Raw genomic sequence first — 23,955 nt, 5'->3', positions numbered from 1 at the left:
ACCCCTTTTTTATCTTTTCAAAATCCCAAGACTATTTTGAACGATTTTAACGACACTTTTGGGCGGGACAATTTCTTTTCCTAAAGGGAATTTTTTACAGATTTTTTCAATAGTTTTAGCTTCACGTCCGTCAGATCCAATACTTGCCAAATTTAATCTTGTTCTTGTCTTATAAAACCAATCGTAACCTTCAGGCTTAGAAAAAAAGCTGTGTAATATAAAAAGCTGAGAAAGGGAAAAGCTTCTACTGTTTTCTTGTGACGCCGTAAAAAAATCGGCCACCTGTGGCATTTGTGCTTGGGCTTGTTTTTTTAAAACTTCTTCTATATTTTCTTCTGAGGTGGAAACTGCTATTCCAGCCGGTATCAAATCGACCCTTAATATTTTTTCTGCAATCCGAAAGGCCATAAATCGACGGTTTGGCTCACTATCCTGAATATCTTTGGCCATAGATTTAAATTGAGCTTTAACCATTTGTTGGCAAGCCTTTGAGACGAGATTTAGGCTAGAAATTGTTTCAAGATCTGTAAATTTAGCAACGTGAGCCTGTAATTCAACAGGTAAACCCAAAAAATTAAATGAGTGAGCAGCGTCCATTTCTTCTCCAAAAAAGATAAAGGGTTATAATACTATCGACTTAATTTATTATCTATTAATTTCACAGACTTTATTAATAATAAGTAAAGAAAACTAGATTAAAAATATATTCAAATTTCTTTATTTCTAAAAAATATTTATATTTAAAGCTAGAGTGTGGAAAGGAAAAAAGAAAGAGAGGTATACCTCTCTTTCTTAAAATAAATGTTAACGGTCAAGAACGTAGTTGAAAACAAGGGGGGCAACAATCGAAGCATCCGATTCGATAATGTAGCTTGGGGTTTCAATAGAAATTTTTCCCCATGTAATTTTTTCGTTAGGAACCGCTCCGCTATAAGATCCAAAGGAAGTCGTGCTGTCGCTAATTTGGCAAAAATAGCTCCAAAGAGGGTAATCTTCTTGCAAATCCTGACGAATCAGCGGCACAACGCAAATTGGAAAATCCCCTGCGATACCCCCTCCAATTTGGAAGAACCCGATAGGATGGCCTGGAGCCGTTTTTTTATACCAATCGATCATAAGACCCATCTGTTCGGTGCCGGATTTGACAATAGAATAGCGGCTTAAATCTTTAGAAATCACATGCGAGACAAAAATATTTGCTAAAGTAGAATCTTCCCATCCAGGCGTTATGATAGGGAGGTTTTTTTCCATTGCCGCAAGAAGCCATGAGTCTTTAGGGTCGATTTGATACTTGCCTTCCAACTTCCCTGATTTTAAGAGTTTATACATAAACTCATAGGGAAAATAGCTTTTGCCCTCTCTATCCGCTTCCTGCCATAGCTCTAGCATTTCATGCTCCATGGCCCGAATCGCATGATCTTCCGGGATACAAGTATCAGTAACTCTGTTCATTCCCTTTTTTAAGAGAGCCATCTCGTCTTCTTTAGTCAAGCTTCTATAATGTGGAACCCTTTCATAGTGATTGTGAGCGACTAAATTAAAGATATCTTCTTCAAGATTAGCTCCTGTGCAGCTAATCGCATGAACTTTATCATTTCGAATCATTTCAGCAAGAGAAATGCCAAGTTCTGCCGTGCTCATAGCGCCGGCTAGCGTGACCATCATCTTGCCTCCTTCTTCCAAAAGCTTAATCCAGCCTTCTGAAGCATCCACACATACGGCTGCATTAAAATGTTTATAGTTTCGTTGCATAAATTCGCGAATTTTCATGATCCCTCATCTCATCCTTTAAACGACTAAGTAAGTATAGCTATCAAGAGCTTGTTTGAATTTCTTTTGTAATTTGGCAGATTCTTCATTAGTTAATCTTCCGGCTTTCAAGGATTTTTCTATAGCTAAACGAAGCCTTTCATTCAATTCATCCGAGTCATATTCCACATAATCGAGAACTTCCGAGATAGTGTCTCCTTCGACAATATGAGTGACTTCCCATGTGCCATCCTCATCAAGATCTGCGTGGATAATGTTGGTGTCTCCGAAAAGATTGTGCATGCCCCCTAAGATTTCCTGGTAAGCCCCTACTAAAAAGATGCCAAGAAAGTAGCTTTGGGAGTTTGGCTCGTGGAGCCTTAGGAAATAACGCTGACCGATTCGGCTTGAAAAACAGTCTATTTTTCCGTCGCTATCGCAGCTTAAATCGGCTATGATGGCGCGTCTTTTAGGTTCTTCTTTGAGTCTATGGATTGGAATGACAGGAAACACTTGTCCAATGGCCCATGAGTCCGGCAAAGATTGAAAAACTGAGAAGTTGCAAAAATAGACATCCAAAAGGGATCGATCGATCGTATCTAACTCTTCAGGCACATAATCTAAATTTTTCGAGACCTGGCTAATCTTAGCAATAAGAAGCTTATAAACTTGCTCTGCATAGGCTCTTTCTGTTAAAGACATCCCTTCATAAATAAAGGAATTCAAGATAGAGTCTTTCAGATCAAGTGCGTCATGAAGCACTTCTTCGCAGTTCGTGACGTTAACGTCGTTGTAGAGGTTGTAAAGAGTGTCCAAGATCTCGTGATCGGTTGGAGGCTTGTCAAGTTTATCAACGACATCGAGAGTTGGCGCTACATCAATCACTTCTGTAATTAAAACAGAATGGTGAGCTACAAGCGCTCTTCCGGACTCTGAGATAATGACAGGCTGGGGAAGCTCAGATCGATCGCAAGCTTCGCCGATGGCATAGACGACATCTCTTGCGTATTCTTCAATGGAATAGTTCATGGAAGAGTCGTTGCTTGATTTTGACCCGTCATAATCAACTCCAAGGCCGCCCCCGACATCGAAGAAGGTAAGCGAAGGGCACTCTTTCGCAATCTCAACGTACATGCGAGCCGCTTCACTTAAAACTTTTTTTATCGTTGCGATCGTCGGGACCTGGCTTCCCATATGATAATGCAAAAGCTTAAGCCAGTGAGCTTTATTAGCAGCTTTTAATTGATTGATCCCCGAGACGATTTCATGGATACTAAGGCCAAATTTCGCAAGATCGCCCCCGGAGGAGCCCCATCTTCCGCTGCCTTTGTTGTAGGGCTTCATGCGGAAACCGATTTCGGCTTCTACATTAAGCTTTAAAGCTGCGTCCATCACGAGTTTTAATTCATAGAGCTGCTCGATAATAATAATAGACCTACGGCCTAATTTTCTTGCGAGAAGAGCAAGTTCAATATATTCAGCGTCTTTGTAGCCATTGCAAAGAAGAAGACTATCAGGGTGATTATAAGCTAAAACGGAAATAAGTTCGGGCTTACTGCCAACTTCAAGTCCAATTTGATTTTTTCGGCCGGCTTCATAGACAAGATCGACGACATGTTTTTGAGGGTTTACTTTGATAGGATAAGCGATCTGATAGCTGTTTTTGTATCCGTATTCTTCAATTGCGCTATCAAAGGCAGAATAGAGAACTTTCACTCTATCACGAATAATTCCATCAAATCGAATGAGGATCGGGGCTTCTATTTCTCTTTGCCTTAAAGCCTGAACGAGGTCGTAAAGGTCTCCAGAATGTTCGCTTCTTGAAGGCTTGACAATTACATGGCCTTTTTCGTTTATGTCAAAATACCCTTGTCCCCAATTATGGATCCAGAACTGCGTGTGATGTTTGAGTGTTTGTGGTTTCTCCATCTTATAGTTAACTCTCCTGTTCAAAATAAATTTTTTTAGGGGCCAAATTTAATTGTTTTAAACCCAATTTGCTTTAAGTTTTAAGGAAAAATTATCCGTTACCTTTTATTCTTATGCAATCAAATTTTCTATAAAATTTTTCTTTTATTTTTAATTTTTTCTTTGTTTCGTCCCCTCGCATTAATTTAGACAGCTTTTAAAAAAAAATGCTTAACCAACTTTTTTAAAGTGCTTGAGAAAAATAAGAATCCCTAAAACTTTTTTAAAGAATCATGAAATTTTTTTGAAATTATTGCGGGAGAAAGGAGTTTTAACTCAAAAATAAAAAAAGGTTGTAATGCCCTCCGCAAATTTTTGCGAAGGACATAAAATAAGCGCTCTTATTTTTCTTCTTTTAGTTTTAACAATAATTTTTTTAGCCGTTTCTCTTCTTTAAGAAGCTTTTCCTTTCGTGAAGTATCTTTGTAAGAGCATTTTTCAATCGCTCTTCCTATTCTTTCAAGCTTCCGCTTTATTATCTGAAAAGGATTTTTGATGCGAAGCAAGAGATCTTTTTCTAAAAGAATAGGAGCTTCCTCGAGTCTTGTTTGCACATCTCCCTCTTGTTTAGGCATCGGTTGAATTGGGGGAAGAGAGAGAGGCGAATGATTCATCAAAATTTGAAAAGTTATAAAAGGATTGCTCCCTTCGGTCTCTTTAGGATCTTTTACCGGATCCGCTTTTTCAACTGGACTACTGTTATTTTTTGGTAACGGATCCACCTTTACAACTGGACTACCTTTATTTTTTGGTGACGGATCCACTTTTACAACTGGAATAATGTCAGCTGGGATTTCGATAACAGGTCCGGATTTAGCTTTTATTTCATTCATTTTTTCATGAAATTGAACGTTGGTTATCTCACCCTGAGATAAGCCATCTGAGGGGTCTATAATCTTAGGACCTGTCTTACCACAATTTTTATACCACATCCCCCCATCGTTAGAGAGGCTCATCTTACCCTTCTTACCGGTGAAAAACAACTTTCCTCCACTAAAAAGGATTTTTAATGCTTCAAGAACTGTTTTAATAGGTTTGCAGGTTTTTCCATCAAATAGTCTTCCATTTTTTAGTGCATTAACCATCTGATCATGATATTTCCTATAAGTGATTTCATATTGAATTCTCTCTGCATTTTCAATGTGAAGAAATAAGTGATCCATTGCATCTTGGGTTAAGCCTCCATGTTTAGCGAAGTGCTCTCTCAGATAATTCTCACAGTAATCAATTGAAAGTTGTCGGTGTATCGTTAAGCGTTGGATTTCTAATTCCCATAGAGGGGTTCCACTATGTGCCATGAGCCAGGTTTTGGCTTCTTTCACATATACATCTTGACCATTGGCTAAAGCTCTAATGGCATCTTCTAGAGAAATTTGTTTTTTATCTAAATAAAATGCGTACCCTTCTTTCTGAAAATCTTCTAATCTTGCTCTCGCCCTGTCAAGGAGTCGTTTTATTTCTGCCTCAAGTTTGATTAATTCTAATTCAAGTTTAGATAGATTAGCCTCACTTTGAGTAGGGAGATTACCGGATGAATGGTTTTCAACGGAAGCTTTTTGAGTTGGTTGCTCACCGGATAAATGGTTTTCAACGGAAGCTTTTTGAGTTGGTCGATCAGGCAATGCACTTGACTGCGCCTTTCTTCTAGATTCTGCATTATTCTGGTTTAAACGAGCTTGTGACTTCCTGCTTTCATCAGGGCCTTCTACTATAGGATCCCGGGTTCTGTTTTTTATTGTCTCGTCCCATATTCTTTTTTCGCGAACTTGAGTGATCTTTTCACTAATCCCTCCACTCACAAAACCAAGCGTTCCTCCCATCACCATATTTGGAAGAATATCTTCAGTTAAATCTTTGTCATCCATCGAGTTTCTGACGACTGTTGAAGTGGCTGCATGAGCTACCCCTTGCGCTCCACCAGAGAGAGAACTTACAAGAATTTTATGCTGGGACAAAGTTATGGGACCTCCAAGTTTTGGGGTTACCATCTGACCCATGCCTTTAAAGAGCGGCCCTGCAACAGAACTTACCATAGCCCCGCAAGCTCCGATAGCTGCGGCTTTTTTTAAATCGGATTTATTTATTTCTTTTCCGGCAGCTGCTTTTTCAGCAACTTCACTTGCAACACTTCCGGCAGCTTGACTCACAACAAAAACAGCAGGGGATACGGCCGGTGTGACCATCGCAAAAGTTGTTGGAACAAAGCCCGCTAATAAGGGTGCGGCCGCAGCACCCGTCACGGTAACAAGTCCACCGGCGCTTCCGCCAATAAAACCAACCCCCCCTTCTTTGGCATAATCCATTAAGGAGAAATTTTCTTCTTCAGTGCTGAGAACATAGCCTAAACCCTTTAAACCCGCTCCGGCTCCAGCGCATCCAAGAATTCCTAAAGCTGCGACAGTAATTGGTCCCGATGCCAATAAAGCGGCTCCTCCTAAAGCAAGACCGCCAACTGTAATTGCAGTACTCCCAAAAGCAGAAACATATCTAGTTAAGCCCCAGCTCTTTTTTTCATCTTGTAAAAACTTTTCTTTTAAAGCTATCTCTTGCTCCGAGAGTTCTCCAAAACATACTAGAGCACCCTCGTTTAATGAATAAGCTCTCCAATCACTAGTTTCACATTCATTTCGTTTAAACTTTTCAAGCAAGAAATCAGGATAGGTTCTTTCTCCGTTGTAAAAAAAACTGATATTATCTTTAAAAACCTGACCTGTTTTTTCTTTAAGTTTAGATTGATAACCATCCTCAGAAAAAAGAAATTTTAGTTTCCATCCAAATTCATTTGTAAATTTATAAGTATCAGAAGGTGAGACTTGCATTTTTTTGTTACCTTTAAAAAATAAATAAAAATAACAAAAAAGAATAAATAAAAAACAAAAATAACTCTACAGCAATTATTAATTACTGAATTTTATTATCAAACGAAAAAACTTTACAAAGAATGAATTGTTTTAAAAAATTAAACAAGAGCCGGTTCCACCCACTTGCCGTGCGATTTAATTAAATCGACAAGTTTATGAGGCGCAAGTGTCTCTTCAATATTTTTTTCAACGCACTCTTTTCCGATGTAGAGATCTATCATCCCTGTTTTAGAGCCGACATAACCAAAGTCAGCATCGGCCATTTCGCCGGGTCCATTGACGATGCAACCCATAACAGCAATTTTAACGCCGGGCAGATGACCTGTGAGGGAGCGAATTTTCTCGGTCACTTGCTGAAGATTGAAAAGAGTTCGGCCGCAACCGGGACACGAGATAAACTCGGTTTTATGAGACCTAAGCCTTGCAGCTTGTAAAATGCTAAGGGATAATTCTTTAAGGGAATTTGCTTCATAAGGGCCGCTTAAGATAATCCCCTCCCCAATACCATCCATTAGAAGGCTGCCGCACTCGCAAGACGCTTGAATGATCACTTCTTCAAAGGATTTGCAATTCGTGTAATCAAAGTAAAGATAGAGCGGGATAACAAGATTATTTTGAGAAAGCCATTCATAGAAGCGTCTTGTCTTTTGAACGCGCCCCTCTTCATTTGGCTGCCATAAAATAAAAGATGGCGTTTTTGAGGATAATAGCTTTTCCCAATCCTCATCCCCTTTAATCAAAACCCCAAAAGGCTTTATGACTTGAAGAGGATTTTTTTCTTCTTTTAGATCCGATAGCAGTATTAGCTCAATGTCTTGATTTGATACCCATCTAATCCCGGCTTCTTTTAAATTAGGCTCAAAGTTAACTTCTTGGCTCTTCGGCAAGATAAAATCGGGCGAACTTAAAGACTTGGCTTTATTTTTTAGACTCACTAATTCTTGCGTCAGCTCTAAAGGTGAAGCAACTTCAACCCCGATTAAAGCTTCTTTATCAAAAATGGATTTTGTAACCCTTTTTTTAGAAGCAAAAGGGTCTCTTGCGGATTCTTCAAAAAATGCGGCCCCTTTTCCTTGTAGCGATTGAGCTAGGCTTGCCAATCTCCGGCAAGGGTCGATTTCAAACCAAGGATCTTCTGTTAAAGATACTCTAATCGTATCCCCAAGCCCATCTATAAGCAAAGATCCGATGCCCATCGCTGATTTAACCCAGCCATCTTCTCCCTCCCCAGCTTCCGTTACGCCCAAATGTAACGGATAATTCCAGTTTAGACGTTTCATTTCTTTAACAAGGAGCCGATACGCTTGCACCATGACTTTAGGGTTGCTTGCTTTCATCGAAAAAATAAGACTATGAAAGTCATTTTTTACAGCAATTCTAGCGTATTCTAGAGCGGATTCCACCATCCCGTTGGGCGTATCGCCAAAGCGGTTCATAATACGGTCGGATAGCGATCCGTGGTTAGTGCCTATCCTCAGCGCTCTATTTAAACGCTTGCACTTTTCAACAAGCGGGGTAAAAGCTTCTTCTATCTGATCAAGCTCTTCCTGATATTCAGCATCGGTGTATTCAATGACTTGAAAAGAGGCTCTTTTGTCTTTAAAATTCCCGGGGTTGATGCGAACTTTATCTACAAACTCTGCAACAAGCAAAGCCGCCGGGGGATAGAAGTGAATATCGGCAACAAGAGGGATATCGCAGTTAAGTTGAAGGAGACGATTTTTTATTAAGCCTGCAGCTTCAGCTTCCTTTTTACCTTGAACCGTCAACCTGACAATTTCGCAGCCATAATCTCTTAGCTTTAAAATTTGATCGACAGTCGCTTCAACATCGCGTGTGTTAGAAGTTGTCATGGATTGGAGCCGGATGGGGTTATTCCCCCCAACGCCAAGAGAGCCTACTTTTACTTCTCTTGTTGGAAAGCGCTTCGTCTGATAAATAGATTCGCAATAGGACATAAGGTTCATTTTCGCTATTAAAATTCAGAAATTTTTAGGCTTTAGGCTCTTGCTGGCTGAGACAGTGAAAACTGCCAAGCCCCCAAATAATATCCCTGGAATTAAGCCCGACCACCTCTCTATCCTTAAAACAGCCGGATAGGATTTCTAAAGCTTTTTCATCATGCGGATCTTCAAAAATTGGGACGATAACCGTCCTATTGCCAATATAGAAATTGGCATAGCTGCAAGGCAGGTGCTGATCTTCATAGATAAAAGGAAGAGGCATGGGAATCTCAATGACATTAAGGGGCTTGTCATTTAAAAGCTTCATCTTATTTAAAGCTTTGGCATTTTGCTTTAAGATTTCATAGTCAGGGTGGCTTTTATCTTTTTCAATTACAGTGACGACTGTGTCCTCATTTATAAAACGAGTTAAATCATCGATGTGGCCGTCAGTATCATCCCCTTCAATGCCTTCCTCGAGCCATAAAATTTGCTCCACTCCGTAGTAACTTCTCAAGGCATTTTCTATTTCTTCCTGGGAGAACTCGGGATTTCTATTGGGATTTAAAAGACAGGCTTTTGTGGTTAAAAGCGTTCCGGCCCCATTAAACTCAACTGACCCCCCTTCCATAACAAGCGGAACTCTGTAACAGGGAAGATTTAGGGCATTTGCAATTAAAGAAGGGATCTCATCATCTAGATCATAAGGCGGGTATTTTCCACCCCAGGCATTATAGCCCCAATCCACGATAACTTTGGGCATCTTGGGGTCTTTATTAAGCAAAAAACTCGGTCCATGGTCTCTTGCCCAAGCATCATTTGTCGGATGGATGAAAAATTTAACCTTTGAGAGTTCAACACTTGCTTTTTCAAGGCATTTTATTGCAAAACGCTTCATCGCTTCATCATTGACGTTGATGCAGACATTTTCGCCCAAAGTCAGCAAGCGGATAAATTCAGAATAGACAGGGTAAATCGAATGAATTTTACCAGGCCAGGAAGCTTCTTTATGGGGCCATGAAAGCCAAGTCGCTTCATGAGGGTGCCATTCAGCCGGAAAAAAATAGCCCTGTTCTTTCGGGGTCTTTCTCAAATCAACTTTTTTAGGAATCGGAGGCTTAGTCATCAATAAACCGTTTCGTGATAGGTTGATAAGTTTCTATTCTTCGGTCTCTTAAAAAAGGCCAGTGGGTGCGGTAGAATTCTGTAGCGCCGGCGTCGATTTCTTGAATGAGAATCTCTTCTTTATCATGCTTTGCTTGGCAAAGAAGGTTGCCAAAAGGATCGGATACGAAAGAGCCTCCCCAAAAATTCATGTCTTTTTCAAAGCCGACACGGTTTGTTGAAACGACATGAACCCCATTTGCAATAGCATGCGAGCGCTGAATGGTTTGCCAAGCTTGATATTGGGAATTATTTGTTTTCTCATCTTGAGTCTTGGCCCAGCCTATGGCTGTCGGATAGAATAATATTTCAGCCCCTTTTAAGGCGGTGATTCTAGCAGCTTCAGGATACCACTGATCCCAGCATACTAAAATTCCTAATTTGCCAAAGCGCGTATCAAAAACTTTGTATCCCAAATCGCCCGGGGTAAAATAAAATTTTTCATAGTAGCCCGGATCATCGGGGATATGCATCTTTCTATACTTGCCAAGATAAGTTCCGTCTGCGTCAAGAACGGCTGCAGTGTTATGGTAGAGTCCATTTGCTCTTTTTTCAAAAAGGGATGCGATAATCACAACGCCAAGTTCTTTAGCAAGCTCGCTTAATTTATTTGTGGATGGCCCGGGTATTTCTTCACCCAGCTTAAATTGTTCATAATCTTCGACATCACAGAAATAGAGGCTTCTAAAAAGTTCAGGCAAACAAATAATGTTCGCTCCTTTTTTTGCAGCTTCTTTAACTTTGACAAGAGCATTTTCAAAATTGAGAGAAGGGTTATCGGAACAGGATAATTGAATCAAACCCACTTTGACGTTTTTACTCACTTTTTTACTCCTAAAGCTATCCAATTTCAAATCGGAAGAATCCTCATAAACCGGCCCAAATTGATGAACTCGGACAAAAAGCCAGGCCACGAAATTTCATTTCCCTCAGGATTCTCCCCACAAAGATATCGATTCTAAACAAGCGGGTTTAAATTTCCTAGAAAAACTCACCCTTCTTTCGGATTTTTACTTAATTTAGAAAGCCTATTTCGTACATCCTCCGCATCCCGTATTTTTTCGCTATCATAGCTAAAATTAAGAAGACAGACCTCCGCTAAGAGCCTGATTTTTTCCTTATGACTAAGATTTGTGTCCTTTGCGACTTCTACGAGCGCTTCCTCCCATTCATTTCTAGGCGCAAGCCTTGAAAGAAATGAAATGGCATCCCTTTTAGGGGGCTGAAATTGGTTTGATCGGATTGGATCTAATTGCATAAACCTTCCTTGATTTAACAATTGACTTCTGTTTTTTTAGTCGTAAATATAAGATCCTTCGAACACTGACTTTTTTTACGACAGGCATTTACTGATCATGTTATTCTTAAGTTCCCCCCTTACCCGACTATTTCTAATCGCCCTCTTTTTTTGCAATTCTTACCCAATAGATGCAAAAATGTTCCGAATCATCCCCTGGTGGCAGACTTTTTCTGAAGATACGAGTTTTTTTGTGGACCCGGTTGCTTGGCCGCCTGTCGCTTTGCCTCTTAGAAATAACCTTGAAAAACTCGGACACGAAATTACAACCCTTCATTCTCTTGAAGAGCTTGAAAAAACCGACTATTTAATCACCTTTCATTTTCCTTATCTCGAGAGTTCCAAAGGAATTCTCACGCTGGCCGAGAAAAAGAATGTGCTTTACCTATGGGAAACCCCTATTTACACCCCTGAGGCCTTTAAAAAGAAAGCTCATCGCAGCTTTTCAAAGATTTTCACTTGGGATGATTCTTTAGTCGACAATAAACGCTATTTTAAATTTTTCTATCCCTCTTTAAAAACCCCCATGAGAAAAGACCTTAAGCCTTTTAAAGACAGGAAGTTCTGTACCCTTGTTGCCACTTATAGAACCTCGGAACGTAAAAAAGAATTGCACACCATGAGAAATCGTCTTGTGAGTTACTTTGAAAAATTTTTCCCTGATAAATTTGATTTATACGGCAGGTTCTGGCCTTCAGGACCGAACGGCTATAAAACCTTTAAAGGCCAGGCTGGTGATAAGTTTGAACTATTGAATAACTATAAATTTTATATTTGCTACGAAAATAGTGTCTTTGACGGTTATATTACAGAGAAAATCTTTGATTGTTTCTATTCCGGATGCATCCCCATTTATTATGGGGCTCCGGACATTTCAGACTATATTCCGGAAGGGTGCTACATTGATAAAAGGAAGTTCCCGTCTGAGGAAAGCCTTGTAAAATTCCTTAATAACATGGAAGAAGAAACCTATTTAGAGTATCTTAAAAACATAAAAAATTATTTAAATTCGGAAAAAAGCCACCTTTTTTCAGTAAATTACTTTATGCATCAACTTCTTTCAACTCTCCTGCCTAAGTACAATAAGGACCTTATTTTCACAAAAGAGGAACAAACCTTAAATGAGAAGACAGACCGCTTATCTAAAAAATTAACCGCAGCGAAACATGGAAAAAAATGATTTTATTTTTGAAAATCAGGATCTAAGCGATAAAAGTTTTTCTCATTTACTTGAAGGGGCTTTTATCAATTGCAAATTTGGAATAAACTCTTTTCTAAATGCTCGCTTGCAAGATGTGGTTTTTAAAAAATGCGTCTTCGATGAAATTTCTTTTAAAAATTGCAGACTGCAAAATATTACTTTTGAGAACTGCTCTTTTCGGAATGTTAATTTTTCACTTATCGATCCTTCCTTTTTCTCGATTAAAATCTTCAACTCCTCCCTCATTTATTGCAATTTTTCTGATTTAGTGATGAAAAAATCCTCTTTTCGAAGCTCTTGCCTTAAAGAGTGCTTTTTTACCAATACAAAACTTTCCGAATCCGATTTTCGGGGCGCAGATTTAAATGGAACTCTCTTCCATAATTCTGATTTATCAAAATCGGACTTTACAGGGGCTTTAAACTACAGTATTGATTTTAAGACTAATAATATAAAAAAATGTGTCTTTTCTCATCCGGAAGTGTTAAAATTATTAACATTTCTAGATATAATAATTAAATAATAATGGAGATAAAATGACGACTCCTCCCTCTAAAAAACTTCTGACTGATGAGCTAGACAAGCAAACTATAGATACCTTAGAGCCTTTTTTAAAGAACGCCGTCGCTGAAATTGGCACATTTGGAGGTCGCTATTACACGATTCCGGGATTAGAGGGAAAAGCCTCATTAAATGCTTTTTATGCCAAAGCTGAAGAGCTTATAAAAAAAACTCCGGGCACTCCAACTAAAGGCCGAGCGATTTTAAACACCCTTGTAAAATTAGATACGGATGGAAACACAGCTCTTGGTCAAAAAACAAACATTCTTATTATTTTTCTAACCAGCATCAAGCAATTTCTCGGAAATTTCTTTTATAATAAAAAAGATATACTCGCGGCCTTAAATAACACGGTTACTTCCTGGGATAAACCGCCTAAAACAGGCCCTTCAGGAGCCCCCGCTTCCTCAAAACCTGAAGCTCGCGCAAGAAAGGCTCTTGTAGCCTCTCGAATTGAAGACCTTCAAAGAGCTTACATGAATAAAGAAGCCATAGAAAGTGCTCTTGTACCTGAGGAAATCACAAAGGAAGAATTCGATGCTTATTATGAAGAGCGCACCCCAAAAAGAAATCCTCCGGCTTTAGGAACAAGCTCCCCTAAAGCAAGGGCCCCTCAAGAAAAAGAGAAGGAAAAAGAAAAAGAGAAAGAAATAGAAGTCGAACCGACCCTTACTATTCCTAAAGTAATCCCTAACGGGCCCCTATTAATCACTAAAGCCAAGGGCAACCTAAACCAAAGAGAAGTGGGCAAAGAAAATGGATGCACTGAGTATTCGGTTGCTTTCTTAGAAAAGGAGCCTGCCTCTATTTATTCCGCAACCGATATAAAAAACCTTTTAAAACGAGATTTAGGGATTGTGAAGGGGCGGAATGCGGAAGCGCTTGAAGTTTTAACCAATCACCCAAAATTACAAATGACAACTGTTGATGGCGTGCCAACAGACCTTTCCACCAATTTAGTATTAGGAAATGTGGATCCTGCCTTTTTTGAAGGCTTAAATGCCTTAAGGGCCTCTGATTCTTCAAGGCCGCCGCAAGAGCTTTTGCAAAACCACCTCCAGAAGATTTTCGATAAGAAAAAAGTTCACGGCTTTGTTTTAACAACAGGCGCTGAATCTTTTGCCATTAGATTTCCAAAAAACGGGACGGTCGAGTTTTTTGACTCTCATGGGGATGCCGATCAAAGAAGCCCCTCTACTGTTTTTACTTTTGCTAGAGAAAATGCGGCTAAATACATTGCCGAAATGGTTTATAATAGAGCTCAATTTCACATTGAGGAATACCCTGTTCTTGAAATTTTTCCCGTCCTCTTAAAATAGATTCTTGGCTTAGATTTCTTCAGGCATTTTTAAACCCACAAATTTAAAAATGCCTGCCTTCTTTAAAGAATTTATAAACATCTTAATCTTTTCAAAACATAATATTGATTATTCCTAATCATTCTCTTTTTAAAATAAAATTATAAATTATTATTATTGTTATAATAATTGTAGGTATTTTCGTATCAGACTTTTTTATAAATCAAGGAGAGTCTTATGAATAATAGCCCTGTTGGCCCCTCCGAACAAAAACCTCCTGCCACTCCGGAAGATCGATTCGAAAGGTATGTAGAAAGAGTTACTGCGTATGCAGGCAGAGAAATTGAAAATATATCCTCTAAAAATGAACCTAAGCTTGTCCCTTTAGAAAAGGATTCGGCCAAAAAAGTCGCAAAAGACAAAACCGAAAATTTTTCCTCGAACGTCTTTAAAATGCTCGGCAATTACTTCTTATTATCTAATGAGAAAAGGTTAAAACCTGAAACCAAAGAAGCACTAAGTAATGCAGCGGTTGATGTGAAAAATAGCGGCCATACTCTTTTAGGTAGCTTTATCAAAACAGTTCAAGCCGGTATCGACAAATTAAATAGCTGGCGCTTTAAAGAGGAAATAAGCTCGCCTTTAGAAGATGATTGGATCGAAGTTCCGGGTGAGTTAAAAGAACGTAATCCCCCTCCTAAAATTGAAAAACATGTTCGCTTTAAGGATGAAGAAAAAGAAGATACATCGTCTAAGGAAAAAACTGAAGAGTCTGGAAAAGGAATTCAACCGAAACCTGGACCGGTACAAGGGGCTATTACAAGAGGGGGTACCCCCGTAATACCTCAATCTAATAGAGGTTTTGCCGATTTGTCAGGCCTTGGGTCCGTACCGGCTCCTGATTATATTGAAGAGGAAGAAGAAAAAGAAATTCCTCCGCCACTAAAGGATGCAGGCCTTGATGTTAATCCGTATGATAATGAGGAAGATTGGTTAACCGGTAAAGATGAACCCATCAAAGATGAAGGCAAAATTACTGTAAGAGAAGAGGCTATAAATCCAAAAGAGGAGGAGGACTGGTTTTTAGAAAGTGATGAGGAAGAATGGAAAGAAGAAGCCCCTGAGACGAGAGAACAAAGTAAGGATGTAATCAAGCCGAAACCTGGACAGGTAGAGGGAGCTGTTTCAAGAGGTGGAACGGTAATACCTGAAAAGCCGGGAGGCACAGGACTTGCTGAATTGCTAAATATCCCTCTAGACAAGGACGAACCTCCCGTTCAAGATTATGATGTAGAAGAAAAAACGGAAAAGCCTCCATTTACAAGCGGAAATATCATCTCAAAAAGGGTTCCTGAAAAAAAAGAAGGATTAGGGCTTGGTGGTCTTACAGAGACGCAAGAGAATAAAGGCGCCTCAGCTGAGCCTGAAAAACCGGCTAAAGATTCCCCCAATAGACCTGGTTCTATTTTTTCAAGAACAAGGTTTCCAAGAAACCCATCTATTGTAAAGAAAGCTTTCGAACAACCGGAAAAAGTAGAGAAGGAAAAGGAAAACAACGATAAGGAAAAGGGAGAAATAGTTTAAAGGAATTGATTAAAACCAAGGATTGGGAAAGATAGGGAGATTTTTATGACACCTGGTGTCGGCGGTAGTGCTGCAACTCCAACAGATAATACAACAACACCTTTGCATGAGGCTTCGGAGCAAAGAGGGGCAGCTTCCATGTCCGCCTCCAGCAACCCTCAAGGAATTTCAAGAGAAATAGCAAATCCGGAAACCACACAGAAATCAAAGTCTAAAGCGAATGAAACATTTAATATTTTCAACGCCATGAAGGCTAATCTAGAAAAGAACCGAAATATTCAAATTATGAAAAAATTGATGGCTCCTGTTCTTGCCATTATCTCTGTTTTTAAACAAATTTATCCTTTTGCCACCTCAAATTTAAAAAAGGCTTTTCATAGTTCTAATGATGGACTTTCTTTAACTTCAGAAGAGAAAAAACTTAAAAAGTTTATCGACAACCCAAAATCCATGAAGCCTGATGATGCAAAAAACTTAGGCGAGTATTTAAGTAGATCAAAGGAGAGCCCCCTTCTTGACCATCTTTCAAATCTTGGAAATAATGAAGCCACAAGAGAATCCTTTACAGCCTTCGCAGAGGCCATGGGTATTCACTTAACTCCTGCTACTTGTTCAGATCTTATGGAAAAACTTTCAGACAAAGCCGGGATTGAAATTGCAAAGCAGCTTGTTAAAAATGAACTTAATCTTCCGGAGACTAATAAAGCTACTCTATTTCGTTCAAACACCATAGCCGCAAGAATGATCACCGCTTATCAAACTCAAGTTATGATAAAGGAAACCGGCTCTGAACTTAAGGGTATTTTTGATCGTTTACCTACTCAACGCTATCTATTAAGGGAAGTTGATCTACCGGATCAAGACAAAGAAAAAGCTGCTGAAATCATACAAGAAAATCAGAAAAGGTTAATGAATGACTTCTCGATGATTATGAAAGAGGTCGATAGCTTTACCAAAAACGAGAAATTCCCTTCGCAAATTAAAGAGCTAAACCAATTCATAGAAACAGAAGTGAATGAGCGTTTTCCAGGGGAAGGAGCGAAATTTGCTCCCCAATTTTTCTTCTTAAGGTTTTTTAATTCCGCTATCACTCAGGGGGCAGGCTTTAATAAAGCGCTTCCTCAAAAATCCCCTGAACAAATAAGAGTGGGTATTCAACTGACAAAACTTATCCAAAACGTGGTTAATGAAATGAAAACAACCAAAGAAGAACATATGCAGTTCTTTTTTGATGCTGTAAATCAAGAGAATAACCCCGAAGTGGCGCTTTTTAAAGGCATCAGCGAGCGGTTAAGGACTCCTTAATCTTTATCTTACCAAAGAAATTAAAGTGATTGGGAAAAGGGAAATAATCACAATCAGCACAAAGGAAAGCAGGCTTGCCAAAGTTGAAGGCAAGGAGACTTTTAACGAAGTTCCCTCCTCAAAGGATCTTGTAAAAAGCGTGCTCATGATTTTTAAGTAGTAGTAAGCTGATAAAATAGAGGTTAGTAGACCGACCGTTACAAAAATATAATACCCCTTCTGAAAAGCTTCCTTAAACACAAAAAATTTCGCAAAGAACCCCGCAGTCGGGGGTATACCTGCTAACGTTAATAAACAAATGGCAAGAAGGCTTGCAAGAAAAGGAGAACGGTGGAAAAGCCCTTTTAAGTTGTTTAAATTAAAACCCTCCCCCTTTTTTTGAATCATGGCGGCAACCCCAAATACGCCAATAGTCGCTAAGCTATACACCACAAGGTAAAATAGAAGAGTAAGCAACGAATCCGAATCACTTGCAGCTATTGGGATTAAGAGAAAAGCAGCATGCGAAATCCCGGAATAGGCAAAAAAACGTCTAAATTGAAACTGTCTTAACATCACAAAGCTAGCATAGATAAGGGTTGCTATCGCTAAGTAAACGAGCATTTGATTAAAGCGTTCATCTAGGTTTGGAAGGCTTGATAAAAAAATACGTGCAAAAGCTGCGAAAGCGCCCGCTTTAGCACCCACTGCCATAAAGGCTGTCACAGGTATGGAAGCCCCCTCATAAACATCAGGGGCCCAAGCATGAAAAGGAACAATGGCAGCTTTAAAGCAAAGCCCGACCGTTATAAAAATGAGGCCTGTAAGGAAAAGCGTTTTATTAGACGCTACAGTAATTGTATCTAAAGCCTTTTCCATCCCATCAAAAGCCGTATTTCCAATCCCTCCATAAACAAAAGCTATTCCATATAGCAGAATACCTGAAGCAAAAGCCCCCATTATAAAATACTTAAAAGAAGCCTCATGCGACACTTTCCACTTTTTGATATAGGCTGTCAAAACATAGAGAGCTAAAGAAAAAGTTTCAAAGCCAAGAAACAAGGTTAGAAAATCTGCCGATATTGAAATTAAAATAAGACCTGCTATGGCCGATAATAATAAAAAATAATACTCTCCTTGCGTCACATCGCAGTCAGTTTCATTTTCACTAAAAAAGCTTGCAGAAATAAGGGTCACAAAAAAACCGATGCTAAGAAAAAGAAGGGTAAATAAATGCCCCAAACGATCGCTCTTAATCCATGGGGATAAAAACTCCCCTAACGGTTTCTCCGGAGTCATAGAGAAAAAAAGAGCTAAAATAAAGGCTAAGCTTGCGACTAAGAACCCATATTTTTTGGTTTCTTTACTATAAAAGCATTCGAGCAATAAAAGCAGCAATCCAAATCCAAGAAGGATTAGTAAGGGGCTCAATGCTAAAATATCGTTTTTTGTAATCATCTTGATTCTCTTTCAGTAAGAATTCTTGCGGCAACTTCAGCATCCTTTAAGACAGGACTTGGGTAAATGCCGATTAAAAAAATGACAAATAATAGGGATAAGGCAACCGCTTTTTCTTTGAAATCCATGTCGATAGTGAGAGGGTTAAAAAGCTTTTCTTCCCTACCTTCTCCAAAATAAATCTTTTGCATCATTCTAAGCATGTAAAGAGCTGATAGAATAATAGAAAGCGTTAAGAAAACTGCAAACCCAGGTTTTTCCTTAAAAAGGCCAAAAAGAATTATGATTTCCCCAACAAAATTATTGGTACCGGGAAGAGCTACGGATGCTAAAATAAAAGCCATCGTAAACCAGCATAAATAGGGGAAATAGTGAGCTAGTCCCCCAAGGTTTTTTAAAGAAGTGGTTTGCGTTTTTTCCTCAAGCCAACCGGAGATTAGAAAGAGGGCTGCAATCGTAACGCCATGGTTAAGCGATTGCAAAATAGCCCCTGCATGAGCGGTTTCGCTCCAGATAAAAAGGCCTGCCAAAATAAAATTGACGTGAGAGAAGCTTGAATAGGCAATAAGACGTTTATAATCGTTTTGTCTCCATGCAGCAAAGCCCCCATAAAAAACACCGATAATGGCTAGAACTAAAAGCGGAATTTGAAAGGCCTGCATTGCATTTGAAAAAAGCTCGATTCCTATGCGGATAATCCCGTAAATCCCGGCTTTTGAAAGTAGAGCTGACAGTAAAATCGTTCCGGCAGTCGGCGCTTCATAGTAGGCGTCAGGGAGCCAGCCATGGAAGGGAAAAAGAGGTGTCTTAACAGCAAAAGCTAAAAGAAAAATTCCAAAAATCCAGGGCAAGGATTGGCTTTTCAAATTTTGTGCCAAAACATCTAGATCAAACGACTCGGCTGTTCCCAAGAAATAAAGAAAAAGAACGCCTGCTATCATTAAAATGGAGCCTGCAATCATGTAGGTTAAAAATTTAAGCGCAGCTTTTTCCCGATTTTCTTTTCCGCATAAGTTGATGATAAAAAATAAAGGGAGAAGCATAGCTTCCCAAAACACCGTAAATACGACTAAATCCCTCGCTGTAAAAAAGATAAAAAGAAACCCCTGAAGCAGCAAGATCAAACCGTAATAATAAGGATGATGATCGCACTCATTTGGACTGACAGCAAAAATGCTAATCGGGATAATAAAAGCCACAAGATAAAGAAAAAGAAGGGATAAAGAGTCAATCCTAAGATGAAAATTGATATTTAAATGGGAGATCCATGGGATATTTATCTCATCCCCTAGCCAATGATTGTATCTTGCCAGTAATAAGAGAAGAGGAAGAGCACCTAAAACAAAAGCTAAGCCTCTTCCATTAAATTTTGAAACAGCCCCAAGAGTAAAGAACAAGAAAGAGCCAATAAATGGAATCACAAGTAGTAAACTAAAAAATTCGTTCATAGCCCCTTCTTAGAAAATAAAATAAGCGACAAGCAAGCAAGTTCCAAGCACCATCCAAGCAATATAGGATCGTACTTGGCCGCTTTGATATTTTTGTAAAAACTTTCCGACTCCGTTCACCCCTAAAACCGCTCCCTCAATAGAGCCTTCTATCAAATGAGGCTCAATCCCTTTTACAATGACTTTTGATAGTTTTTTTAAAGGCGCAACGAAGACCGCCTCATAAATCTCATTGATATAGAAAGCTTTTTTGATAAATTGGAAAGTCACATTATATTTTTTTACGTAACGTGTGAACATCAAATATGAAACCCCGACGCCAAAAAGCGTCGCCGCTATCGCAAACCAGGTTTCAATGTGGTTAAATAAATTTACCCCCAATTCTTTTTCTCCGGGGGTAATGCCAATGTCGATAAGAAATTTTTCAAGAAGAGGCATCGGGCAAAAACAGAAGCCTAAAAAACCTCCGACAATGGCCAAAATTGCGAGAATGGACACAGGCACCCACATAACAGGGCGCGCTTCTTTTATTAAGTTTTGATGAGAGCCTTTTTCCTCTCCAAGAAAGGTCAAGCAATAGGCTCTTGTTAAATAAAAAGCGGTCAGTAGGGAAATAATAATCCCCACATAAAAATAAAAATTATGCCCGGTGATATGCTCAAGCTCGACGATAATGTCTTTGCTAAAAAAAGCGGAAAGAGGCGGAACCCCGGACAGGGCAAGCACACCGATTAGAAAAAGCCAATGGGTAATAGGGAATTTTTTATAGAGCCCTCCCATTTGATTCATTTCTGTCACCCCATGCATTTGATGGATGACATTTCCGGCAGCTAGGAATAAAAGGGCTTTTACAAAGGCGTGTGTCGTTAAGTGAAACATCGCTGCGTAGTAAGCGCCTACACTTGTCGCCAAAAACATAAGCCCAAGCTGGCTAATTGTTGAATAGGCAAGGACTCTTTTTAAATCGGTTTGACTTGTGGCCCAAATGGCAGCAAGAAGCGAAGTTAGAGCGCCAATAAAGCCAATGACGTTGAGAGTTTCAGGAGCCAAATTAAAAAGGAAATTCATCCGCACCACTAGATAGACCCCGGCTGTCACCATCGTGGCTGCGTGAATAAGGGCCGATACCGGGGTTGGCCCTTCCATAGCGTCCGGAAGCCACGTTTGAAGAGGAATTTGCGCTGATTTTCCAACAGCTCCTGCAAAAAGCAGAAGAGTAATCAGCGTGATTAACTTTGTATTTGAAAAACCCCCTTCTAATTTTTCTGCAAGCTCGCCGATATCTCCTGTTCCAAAAGTATAAAGAATAAGAAGGATTCCAATTAAAAGACCCGCATCCCCTATCCGGTTCATAACAAAGGCTTTAATGGCAGCATCCCCGGCTTCTTTTTTCTGAACCCAAAACCCGATAAGAAGGTAAGAGGCTAAGCCCACCGCTTCCCATCCCGCATAAAGCAAAAGTAAGTGCCTTGCTAAAACAAGAAGAAGCATCGCAAAGACAAAGAAATTTAAAAAAGCAAAGTACCTTATATAGTCGGGATCCTCTTCCATATAGCCTATGGAATAAATATGAATTAGACTGCCGACACCTGTGATGATAAGCCCCATTAAGAGAGAGAGCTCATCTAAATGAAGTTTAAAATCGGCGTTAATTCCCTTAATAGGAATCCACTTAAACAAGAGGAGGGTGGTATCTTCATAGGTCCCGACCATGTAAGTTGTGACAAGGGAAAAAAAGCACAAAAAAGAGAGAAGGACACTTGCGCAAGCGATTAATCCAGTGCTTTTTCGAGAAAGAGAAGCATGAAATAAAGTAAGGATTAAAAATCCCAGCAAAGGTAAAAAAAGACTTAAGACAATAATCTCTGCCATCTATTCTCTCAAAGTATTAAATTGATCAATATCGACCACTTGTTTTGCTCTAAATAAGTTAATCATAATAGCAAGACCGACGGCTGCTTCTGCCGCTGCCACAACTAACACAAAAAATACCCAAACGAGGCCGGTTTGATCCTCCCATTCCCTTGCAAAAGCAACAAACAGAAGATTGGCCGAATTCAATATCAATTCAATGGATAAAAAAGAAATAAGGGTGTTTCTCTTTATAAGGACTCCAATAATGCCGCAAACAAACATCGCAAGGCTAATTAAAACAAAAATTGTGATGCTCATCTCACCTCTCTTTTTTAGCAATAAATAAAGAGCCCACTATGGCAATTAAAAAAAGCAAAATGACCGCTTCAAAAGGAAAAAAATAATCCAGATAAAGGGCTTTGCCAAGGGCTTCAACTGTTCCAAACCAGGGAGGCAAATCCTCTTGAGACGAAAAAATTCCCTTAAGCTTGCTTGCAAGGTAAATATAGGACGCAAGAAGAAGGCCAACCGCTCCACCTATCAAAATAGGGGAGCTTTTAGGGGCATAGAGATTGATCTTTTGATGGGCGTCTTGGAAAAGCACGATGACAAAGATAAAGAGAACTAAGATGGCACCCGCATAAACTAAAACTTGCATCACAGCAATAAATTCGGCAGAAAGCTGTAAGTAAAGGGCGGCAAGCATTAAAAGCGCGACTAGAAAAGAAAGGCTTGAATAAACCGGTTTTCTAGCAAAAATCACACCCATGGAAGAAAGAACTAAGAAAAAGCCTAAAATGGCTTGGACATATAAGGCCACTTCCTAAATCTCCCTATTTGGATCGCGGCCTGAATCACCGGGATTCTTTTCGGTAAGCATATCCTTGGTATAAATCAAAGATTCCCTTGAGTAACCCGAAAGCTCAAAGTCATTGCTTAAAATTATCGCGCCGGTTGGACATGCCTCTTCACAATCGCCGCAATAGATGCACCTAAGCATATTGATTTGAAAGTCGCTGGCATACCGCTCGCCATGAGAATGAGGGTTTTCGGGGTCATTTTCTTTAGCTTTCACATAGATGGCTTGTGAGGGGCAAACAATAGCGCAAAGCTCGCAGCCGACGCAGCGCTCTTTGCCATCATTCCATTTTGTTAAATAATGGCGTCCTCTTGACCTTCTTGGAAGTACTCTTTTCTCTTCCGGATACCTGATGGTAATGGGCTTTTTAAAAGAGTGTCTTAATACAATCCAAAGTCCTTTAAACAGGGTCAAAACATTTAACAGCTTTTGCTTAAGCTTTAATTCCATGCGACCTCAAAATAAGCAGTTATAATTAAATTGATTGTGGCTAAGGGAATGAGGATCTTCCAGCCGAACTGCATGAGCTGGTCAAATCGAAATCTTGGCATGGCGGCTCTCACCCACATAAATAAAAAAACAAGGACAGCAACTTTTAAAAAAAACCAAACGAAGGGAATATTGCCTGGCCCAAGCCAGCCCCCTAAAAAAAGGGTTGTAGCAATAGAGGAAACAGCTAAAATGTTGACATACTCGGCTAAAAAGAAAGCGGCAAAACGAAGCCCCCCATATTCTGTGTGATAGCCGGCGGTTAATTCTTGTTCAGCTTCCGGTAAATCGAAAGGTGCGCGGTTGGTTTCGGCGAAAGCTGTGATTAAGTAGACCATAAATCCAATCGGGTTTGTCCAAAGAAACCAGTGGTCCCTTTGTTTTTCGACAATTTCAGGAAGGCTTAAAGTACCGGCCGCTAAAATTACAGTTAGCAGTGAAATCCCCATCGGAATTTCATAGCTGATCATTTGGGCTGTCCCTCTTAAGCCGCCAAGAAGAGAGTAGCGGTTATTGGAGGACCAGCCGGCCAAAACAACTCCATAAACTGCAAGCGAGGATAAAGCCAAAATAAGGACAATACCGGCATTAACATCTGCTATCCATAAATTTATTTTTCGTCCCCAAAGCTCTATTGGCTCGCCAAATGGGATTAGAACAAATAAAGACAGCGCGATAAAAACAGAAATCCCGGGGGCGATCCAAAAAATTAACGATTCGGCATTGGCGGGTGTAAAACTCTCTTTAAAAAATAGTTTTATGCCATCAGCTATAGGTTGTAAAAGACCCAAAGGGCCTACTCTATTAGGACCAAGTCTAAGCTGCATTCTTGCCATGACGACTCTTTCACAAAAAGTCATGTATGCGGCTAACCCAAAAAGGATTAAAATAAGAATCAATCCTTTGATCAATGTTTCAATAGCAAGTTCTAACATTT

Annotated in this window: 20 protein-coding genes; 5 read left to right on the top strand and 15 right to left on the bottom strand. The window is 39.6% G+C overall.

Features of this window, described 5'->3' with window-relative positions; translation table 11 throughout:
- Positions 1-9: 9 nt before the first annotated feature.
- The 8 genes from CSEC_RS03145 to CSEC_RS03110 all read right to left on the bottom strand — a co-directional run bounded on the left by CSEC_RS03145 (position 10) and on the right by CSEC_RS03110 (position 10,943).
- Positions 10-597, bottom strand: a complete 588-nt coding sequence (locus CSEC_RS03145) for a hypothetical protein (RefSeq protein WP_041016945.1) — start codon at positions 595-597, stop codon at positions 10-12.
- Positions 598-804: 207 nt separating this feature from the next.
- Positions 805-1,770, bottom strand: a complete 966-nt coding sequence (locus CSEC_RS03140) for a deoxyhypusine synthase family protein (protein WP_041016944.1) — start codon at positions 1,768-1,770, stop codon at positions 805-807.
- A gap of 18 nt (positions 1,771-1,788) precedes the next feature.
- Positions 1,789-3,678, bottom strand: coding sequence for a biosynthetic arginine decarboxylase (gene speA / locus CSEC_RS03135; RefSeq protein WP_053331722.1), 1,890 nt, complete (start codon positions 3,676-3,678; stop codon positions 1,789-1,791).
- A 380-nt stretch (positions 3,679-4,058) separates the two neighbouring features.
- Positions 4,059-6,536 carry a hypothetical protein gene (locus CSEC_RS03130; RefSeq protein ID WP_041016943.1) on the bottom strand — a complete coding sequence of 826 codons (2,478 nt, stop codon included), beginning with the start codon at positions 6,534-6,536 and terminating at the stop codon, positions 4,059-4,061.
- A gap of 140 nt (positions 6,537-6,676) precedes the next feature.
- Positions 6,677-8,536, bottom strand: coding sequence for a (E)-4-hydroxy-3-methylbut-2-enyl-diphosphate synthase (ispG, locus tag CSEC_RS03125; RefSeq protein WP_079977957.1), 1,860 nt, complete (start codon positions 8,534-8,536; stop codon positions 6,677-6,679).
- A gap of 34 nt (positions 8,537-8,570) precedes the next feature.
- Positions 8,571-9,647, bottom strand: coding sequence for an agmatine deiminase family protein (locus tag CSEC_RS03120; RefSeq protein ID WP_041016941.1), 1,077 nt, complete (start codon positions 9,645-9,647; stop codon positions 8,571-8,573).
- Positions 9,640-10,509, bottom strand: coding sequence for a carbon-nitrogen hydrolase (locus tag CSEC_RS03115; protein ID WP_079977974.1), 870 nt, complete (start codon positions 10,507-10,509; stop codon positions 9,640-9,642). The genes CSEC_RS03120 and CSEC_RS03115 overlap by 8 nt, the downstream gene beginning before the upstream one ends.
- A 167-nt stretch (positions 10,510-10,676) precedes the next feature.
- Positions 10,677-10,943 carry a hypothetical protein gene (locus CSEC_RS03110; protein WP_041016940.1) on the bottom strand — a complete coding sequence of 89 codons (267 nt, stop codon included), beginning with the start codon at positions 10,941-10,943 and terminating at the stop codon, positions 10,677-10,679.
- Between the two features lie 178 nt (positions 10,944-11,121).
- Here CSEC_RS03110 and CSEC_RS12555 point away from each other — a divergent pair, with 178 nt between their 5' ends.
- The 5 genes from CSEC_RS12555 to CSEC_RS03085 all read left to right on the top strand — a co-directional run bounded on the left by CSEC_RS12555 (position 11,122) and on the right by CSEC_RS03085 (position 16,931).
- Positions 11,122-12,162: a glycosyltransferase family 10 domain-containing protein gene (locus CSEC_RS12555; RefSeq protein WP_161780950.1), complete on the top strand. Its 1,041-nt coding sequence runs from the start codon at positions 11,122-11,124 to the stop codon at positions 12,160-12,162.
- Positions 12,149-12,706 (top strand): pentapeptide repeat-containing protein, encoded by a 558-nt coding sequence (locus CSEC_RS12550; protein WP_053331720.1) that lies wholly within the window; start codon positions 12,149-12,151, stop codon positions 12,704-12,706. Before CSEC_RS12555 ends, CSEC_RS12550 begins: the two co-directional genes overlap by 14 nt.
- A 13-nt stretch (positions 12,707-12,719) precedes the next feature.
- Positions 12,720-14,063 carry a hypothetical protein gene (locus CSEC_RS03095; RefSeq protein ID WP_041016939.1) on the top strand — a complete coding sequence of 448 codons (1,344 nt, stop codon included), beginning with the start codon at positions 12,720-12,722 and terminating at the stop codon, positions 14,061-14,063.
- A 216-nt stretch (positions 14,064-14,279) separates the two neighbouring features.
- Positions 14,280-15,626: a hypothetical protein gene (locus CSEC_RS03090; RefSeq protein WP_041016938.1), complete on the top strand. Its 1,347-nt coding sequence runs from the start codon at positions 14,280-14,282 to the stop codon at positions 15,624-15,626.
- Between the two features lie 45 nt (positions 15,627-15,671).
- On the top strand, positions 15,672-16,931 hold the full coding sequence (locus CSEC_RS03085) for a RasGAP domain-containing protein (protein ID WP_041016937.1): 1,260 nt from the start codon (positions 15,672-15,674) through the stop codon (positions 16,929-16,931).
- A 3-nt stretch (positions 16,932-16,934) separates the two neighbouring features.
- Here CSEC_RS03085 and CSEC_RS03080 read toward each other — a convergent pair whose 3' ends face one another.
- The 7 genes from CSEC_RS03080 to nuoH are packed head-to-tail and all read right to left on the bottom strand — an operon-like array spanning position 16,935 to position 23,953.
- Positions 16,935-18,368, bottom strand: a complete 1,434-nt coding sequence (locus tag CSEC_RS03080; protein ID WP_041016936.1) for an NADH-quinone oxidoreductase subunit N — start codon at positions 18,366-18,368, stop codon at positions 16,935-16,937.
- Positions 18,365-19,816, bottom strand: a complete 1,452-nt coding sequence (locus tag CSEC_RS03075) for a complex I subunit 4 family protein (RefSeq protein WP_041016935.1) — start codon at positions 19,814-19,816, stop codon at positions 18,365-18,367. The genes CSEC_RS03080 and CSEC_RS03075 overlap by 4 nt, the downstream gene beginning before the upstream one ends.
- Positions 19,817-19,825: 9 nt before the next feature.
- Positions 19,826-21,688: an NADH-quinone oxidoreductase subunit L gene (nuoL, locus tag CSEC_RS03070; RefSeq protein ID WP_041016934.1), complete on the bottom strand. Its 1,863-nt coding sequence runs from the start codon at positions 21,686-21,688 to the stop codon at positions 19,826-19,828.
- Positions 21,689-21,988 (bottom strand): NADH-quinone oxidoreductase subunit NuoK, encoded by a 300-nt coding sequence (gene nuoK, locus CSEC_RS03065; RefSeq protein WP_041016933.1) that lies wholly within the window; start codon positions 21,986-21,988, stop codon positions 21,689-21,691.
- Between the two features lies 1 nt (position 21,989).
- Positions 21,990-22,490, bottom strand: coding sequence for an NADH-quinone oxidoreductase subunit J family protein (locus CSEC_RS03060; protein WP_041016932.1), 501 nt, complete (start codon positions 22,488-22,490; stop codon positions 21,990-21,992).
- A 3-nt stretch (positions 22,491-22,493) separates the two neighbouring features.
- Positions 22,494-22,979: an NADH-quinone oxidoreductase subunit NuoI gene (gene nuoI / locus CSEC_RS03055; protein WP_041016931.1), complete on the bottom strand. Its 486-nt coding sequence runs from the start codon at positions 22,977-22,979 to the stop codon at positions 22,494-22,496.
- Positions 22,970-23,953: an NADH-quinone oxidoreductase subunit NuoH gene (gene nuoH / locus CSEC_RS03050; RefSeq protein ID WP_041016930.1), complete on the bottom strand. Its 984-nt coding sequence runs from the start codon at positions 23,951-23,953 to the stop codon at positions 22,970-22,972. The genes nuoI and nuoH overlap by 10 nt, the downstream gene beginning before the upstream one ends.
- Positions 23,954-23,955: the final 2 nt, after the last annotated feature.

This window comes from Criblamydia sequanensis CRIB-18 (assembly GCF_000750955.1).
In the GTDB taxonomy this organism is placed as follows: domain Bacteria; phylum Chlamydiota; class Chlamydiia; order Chlamydiales; family Criblamydiaceae; genus Criblamydia; species Criblamydia sequanensis.
Note: the sequence above shows the minus strand (reverse complement) of the source record. Positions and strands in the feature narration are given on the sequence as shown.

Excerpts from the sequence above, each read along its gene's own strand:
- CSEC_RS03145 (WP_041016945.1), bottom strand. The coding sequence starts at position 597 with ATGGACGCTGCTCACTCATTTAATTTTTTGGGTTTACCTGTTGAATTA.
- CSEC_RS03080 (WP_041016936.1), bottom strand. The coding sequence starts at position 18,368 with ATGATTACAAAAAACGATATTTTAGCATTGAGCCCCTTACTAATCCTT.
- CSEC_RS03110 (WP_041016940.1), bottom strand. The coding sequence starts at position 10,943 with ATGCAATTAGATCCAATCCGATCAAACCAATTTCAGCCCCCTAAAAGG.
- CSEC_RS12555 (WP_161780950.1), top strand. The coding sequence starts at position 11,122 with ATGTTCCGAATCATCCCCTGGTGGCAGACTTTTTCTGAAGATACGAGT.
- ispG (WP_079977957.1), bottom strand. The coding sequence starts at position 8,536 with ATGTCCTATTGCGAATCTATTTATCAGACGAAGCGCTTTCCAACAAGA.
- nuoI (WP_041016931.1), bottom strand. The coding sequence starts at position 22,979 with ATGGAATTAAAGCTTAAGCAAAAGCTGTTAAATGTTTTGACCCTGTTT.
- CSEC_RS03120 (WP_041016941.1), bottom strand. The coding sequence starts at position 9,647 with ATGACTAAGCCTCCGATTCCTAAAAAAGTTGATTTGAGAAAGACCCCG.
- nuoK (WP_041016933.1), bottom strand. The coding sequence starts at position 21,988 with ATGAGCATCACAATTTTTGTTTTAATTAGCCTTGCGATGTTTGTTTGC.
- CSEC_RS03095 (WP_041016939.1), top strand. The coding sequence starts at position 12,720 with ATGACGACTCCTCCCTCTAAAAAACTTCTGACTGATGAGCTAGACAAG.
- CSEC_RS03140 (WP_041016944.1), bottom strand. The coding sequence starts at position 1,770 with ATGAAAATTCGCGAATTTATGCAACGAAACTATAAACATTTTAATGCA.
- CSEC_RS03075 (WP_041016935.1), bottom strand. The coding sequence starts at position 19,816 with ATGAACGAATTTTTTAGTTTACTACTTGTGATTCCATTTATTGGCTCT.
- speA (WP_053331722.1), bottom strand. The coding sequence starts at position 3,678 with ATGGAGAAACCACAAACACTCAAACATCACACGCAGTTCTGGATCCAT.
- CSEC_RS12550 (WP_053331720.1), top strand. The coding sequence starts at position 12,149 with ATGGAAAAAAATGATTTTATTTTTGAAAATCAGGATCTAAGCGATAAA.
- CSEC_RS03085 (WP_041016937.1), top strand. The coding sequence starts at position 15,672 with ATGACACCTGGTGTCGGCGGTAGTGCTGCAACTCCAACAGATAATACA.
- CSEC_RS03130 (WP_041016943.1), bottom strand. The coding sequence starts at position 6,536 with ATGCAAGTCTCACCTTCTGATACTTATAAATTTACAAATGAATTTGGA.
- nuoH (WP_041016930.1), bottom strand. The coding sequence starts at position 23,953 with ATGTTAGAACTTGCTATTGAAACATTGATCAAAGGATTGATTCTTATT.
- nuoL (WP_041016934.1), bottom strand. The coding sequence starts at position 21,688 with ATGGCAGAGATTATTGTCTTAAGTCTTTTTTTACCTTTGCTGGGATTT.
- CSEC_RS03090 (WP_041016938.1), top strand. The coding sequence starts at position 14,280 with ATGAATAATAGCCCTGTTGGCCCCTCCGAACAAAAACCTCCTGCCACT.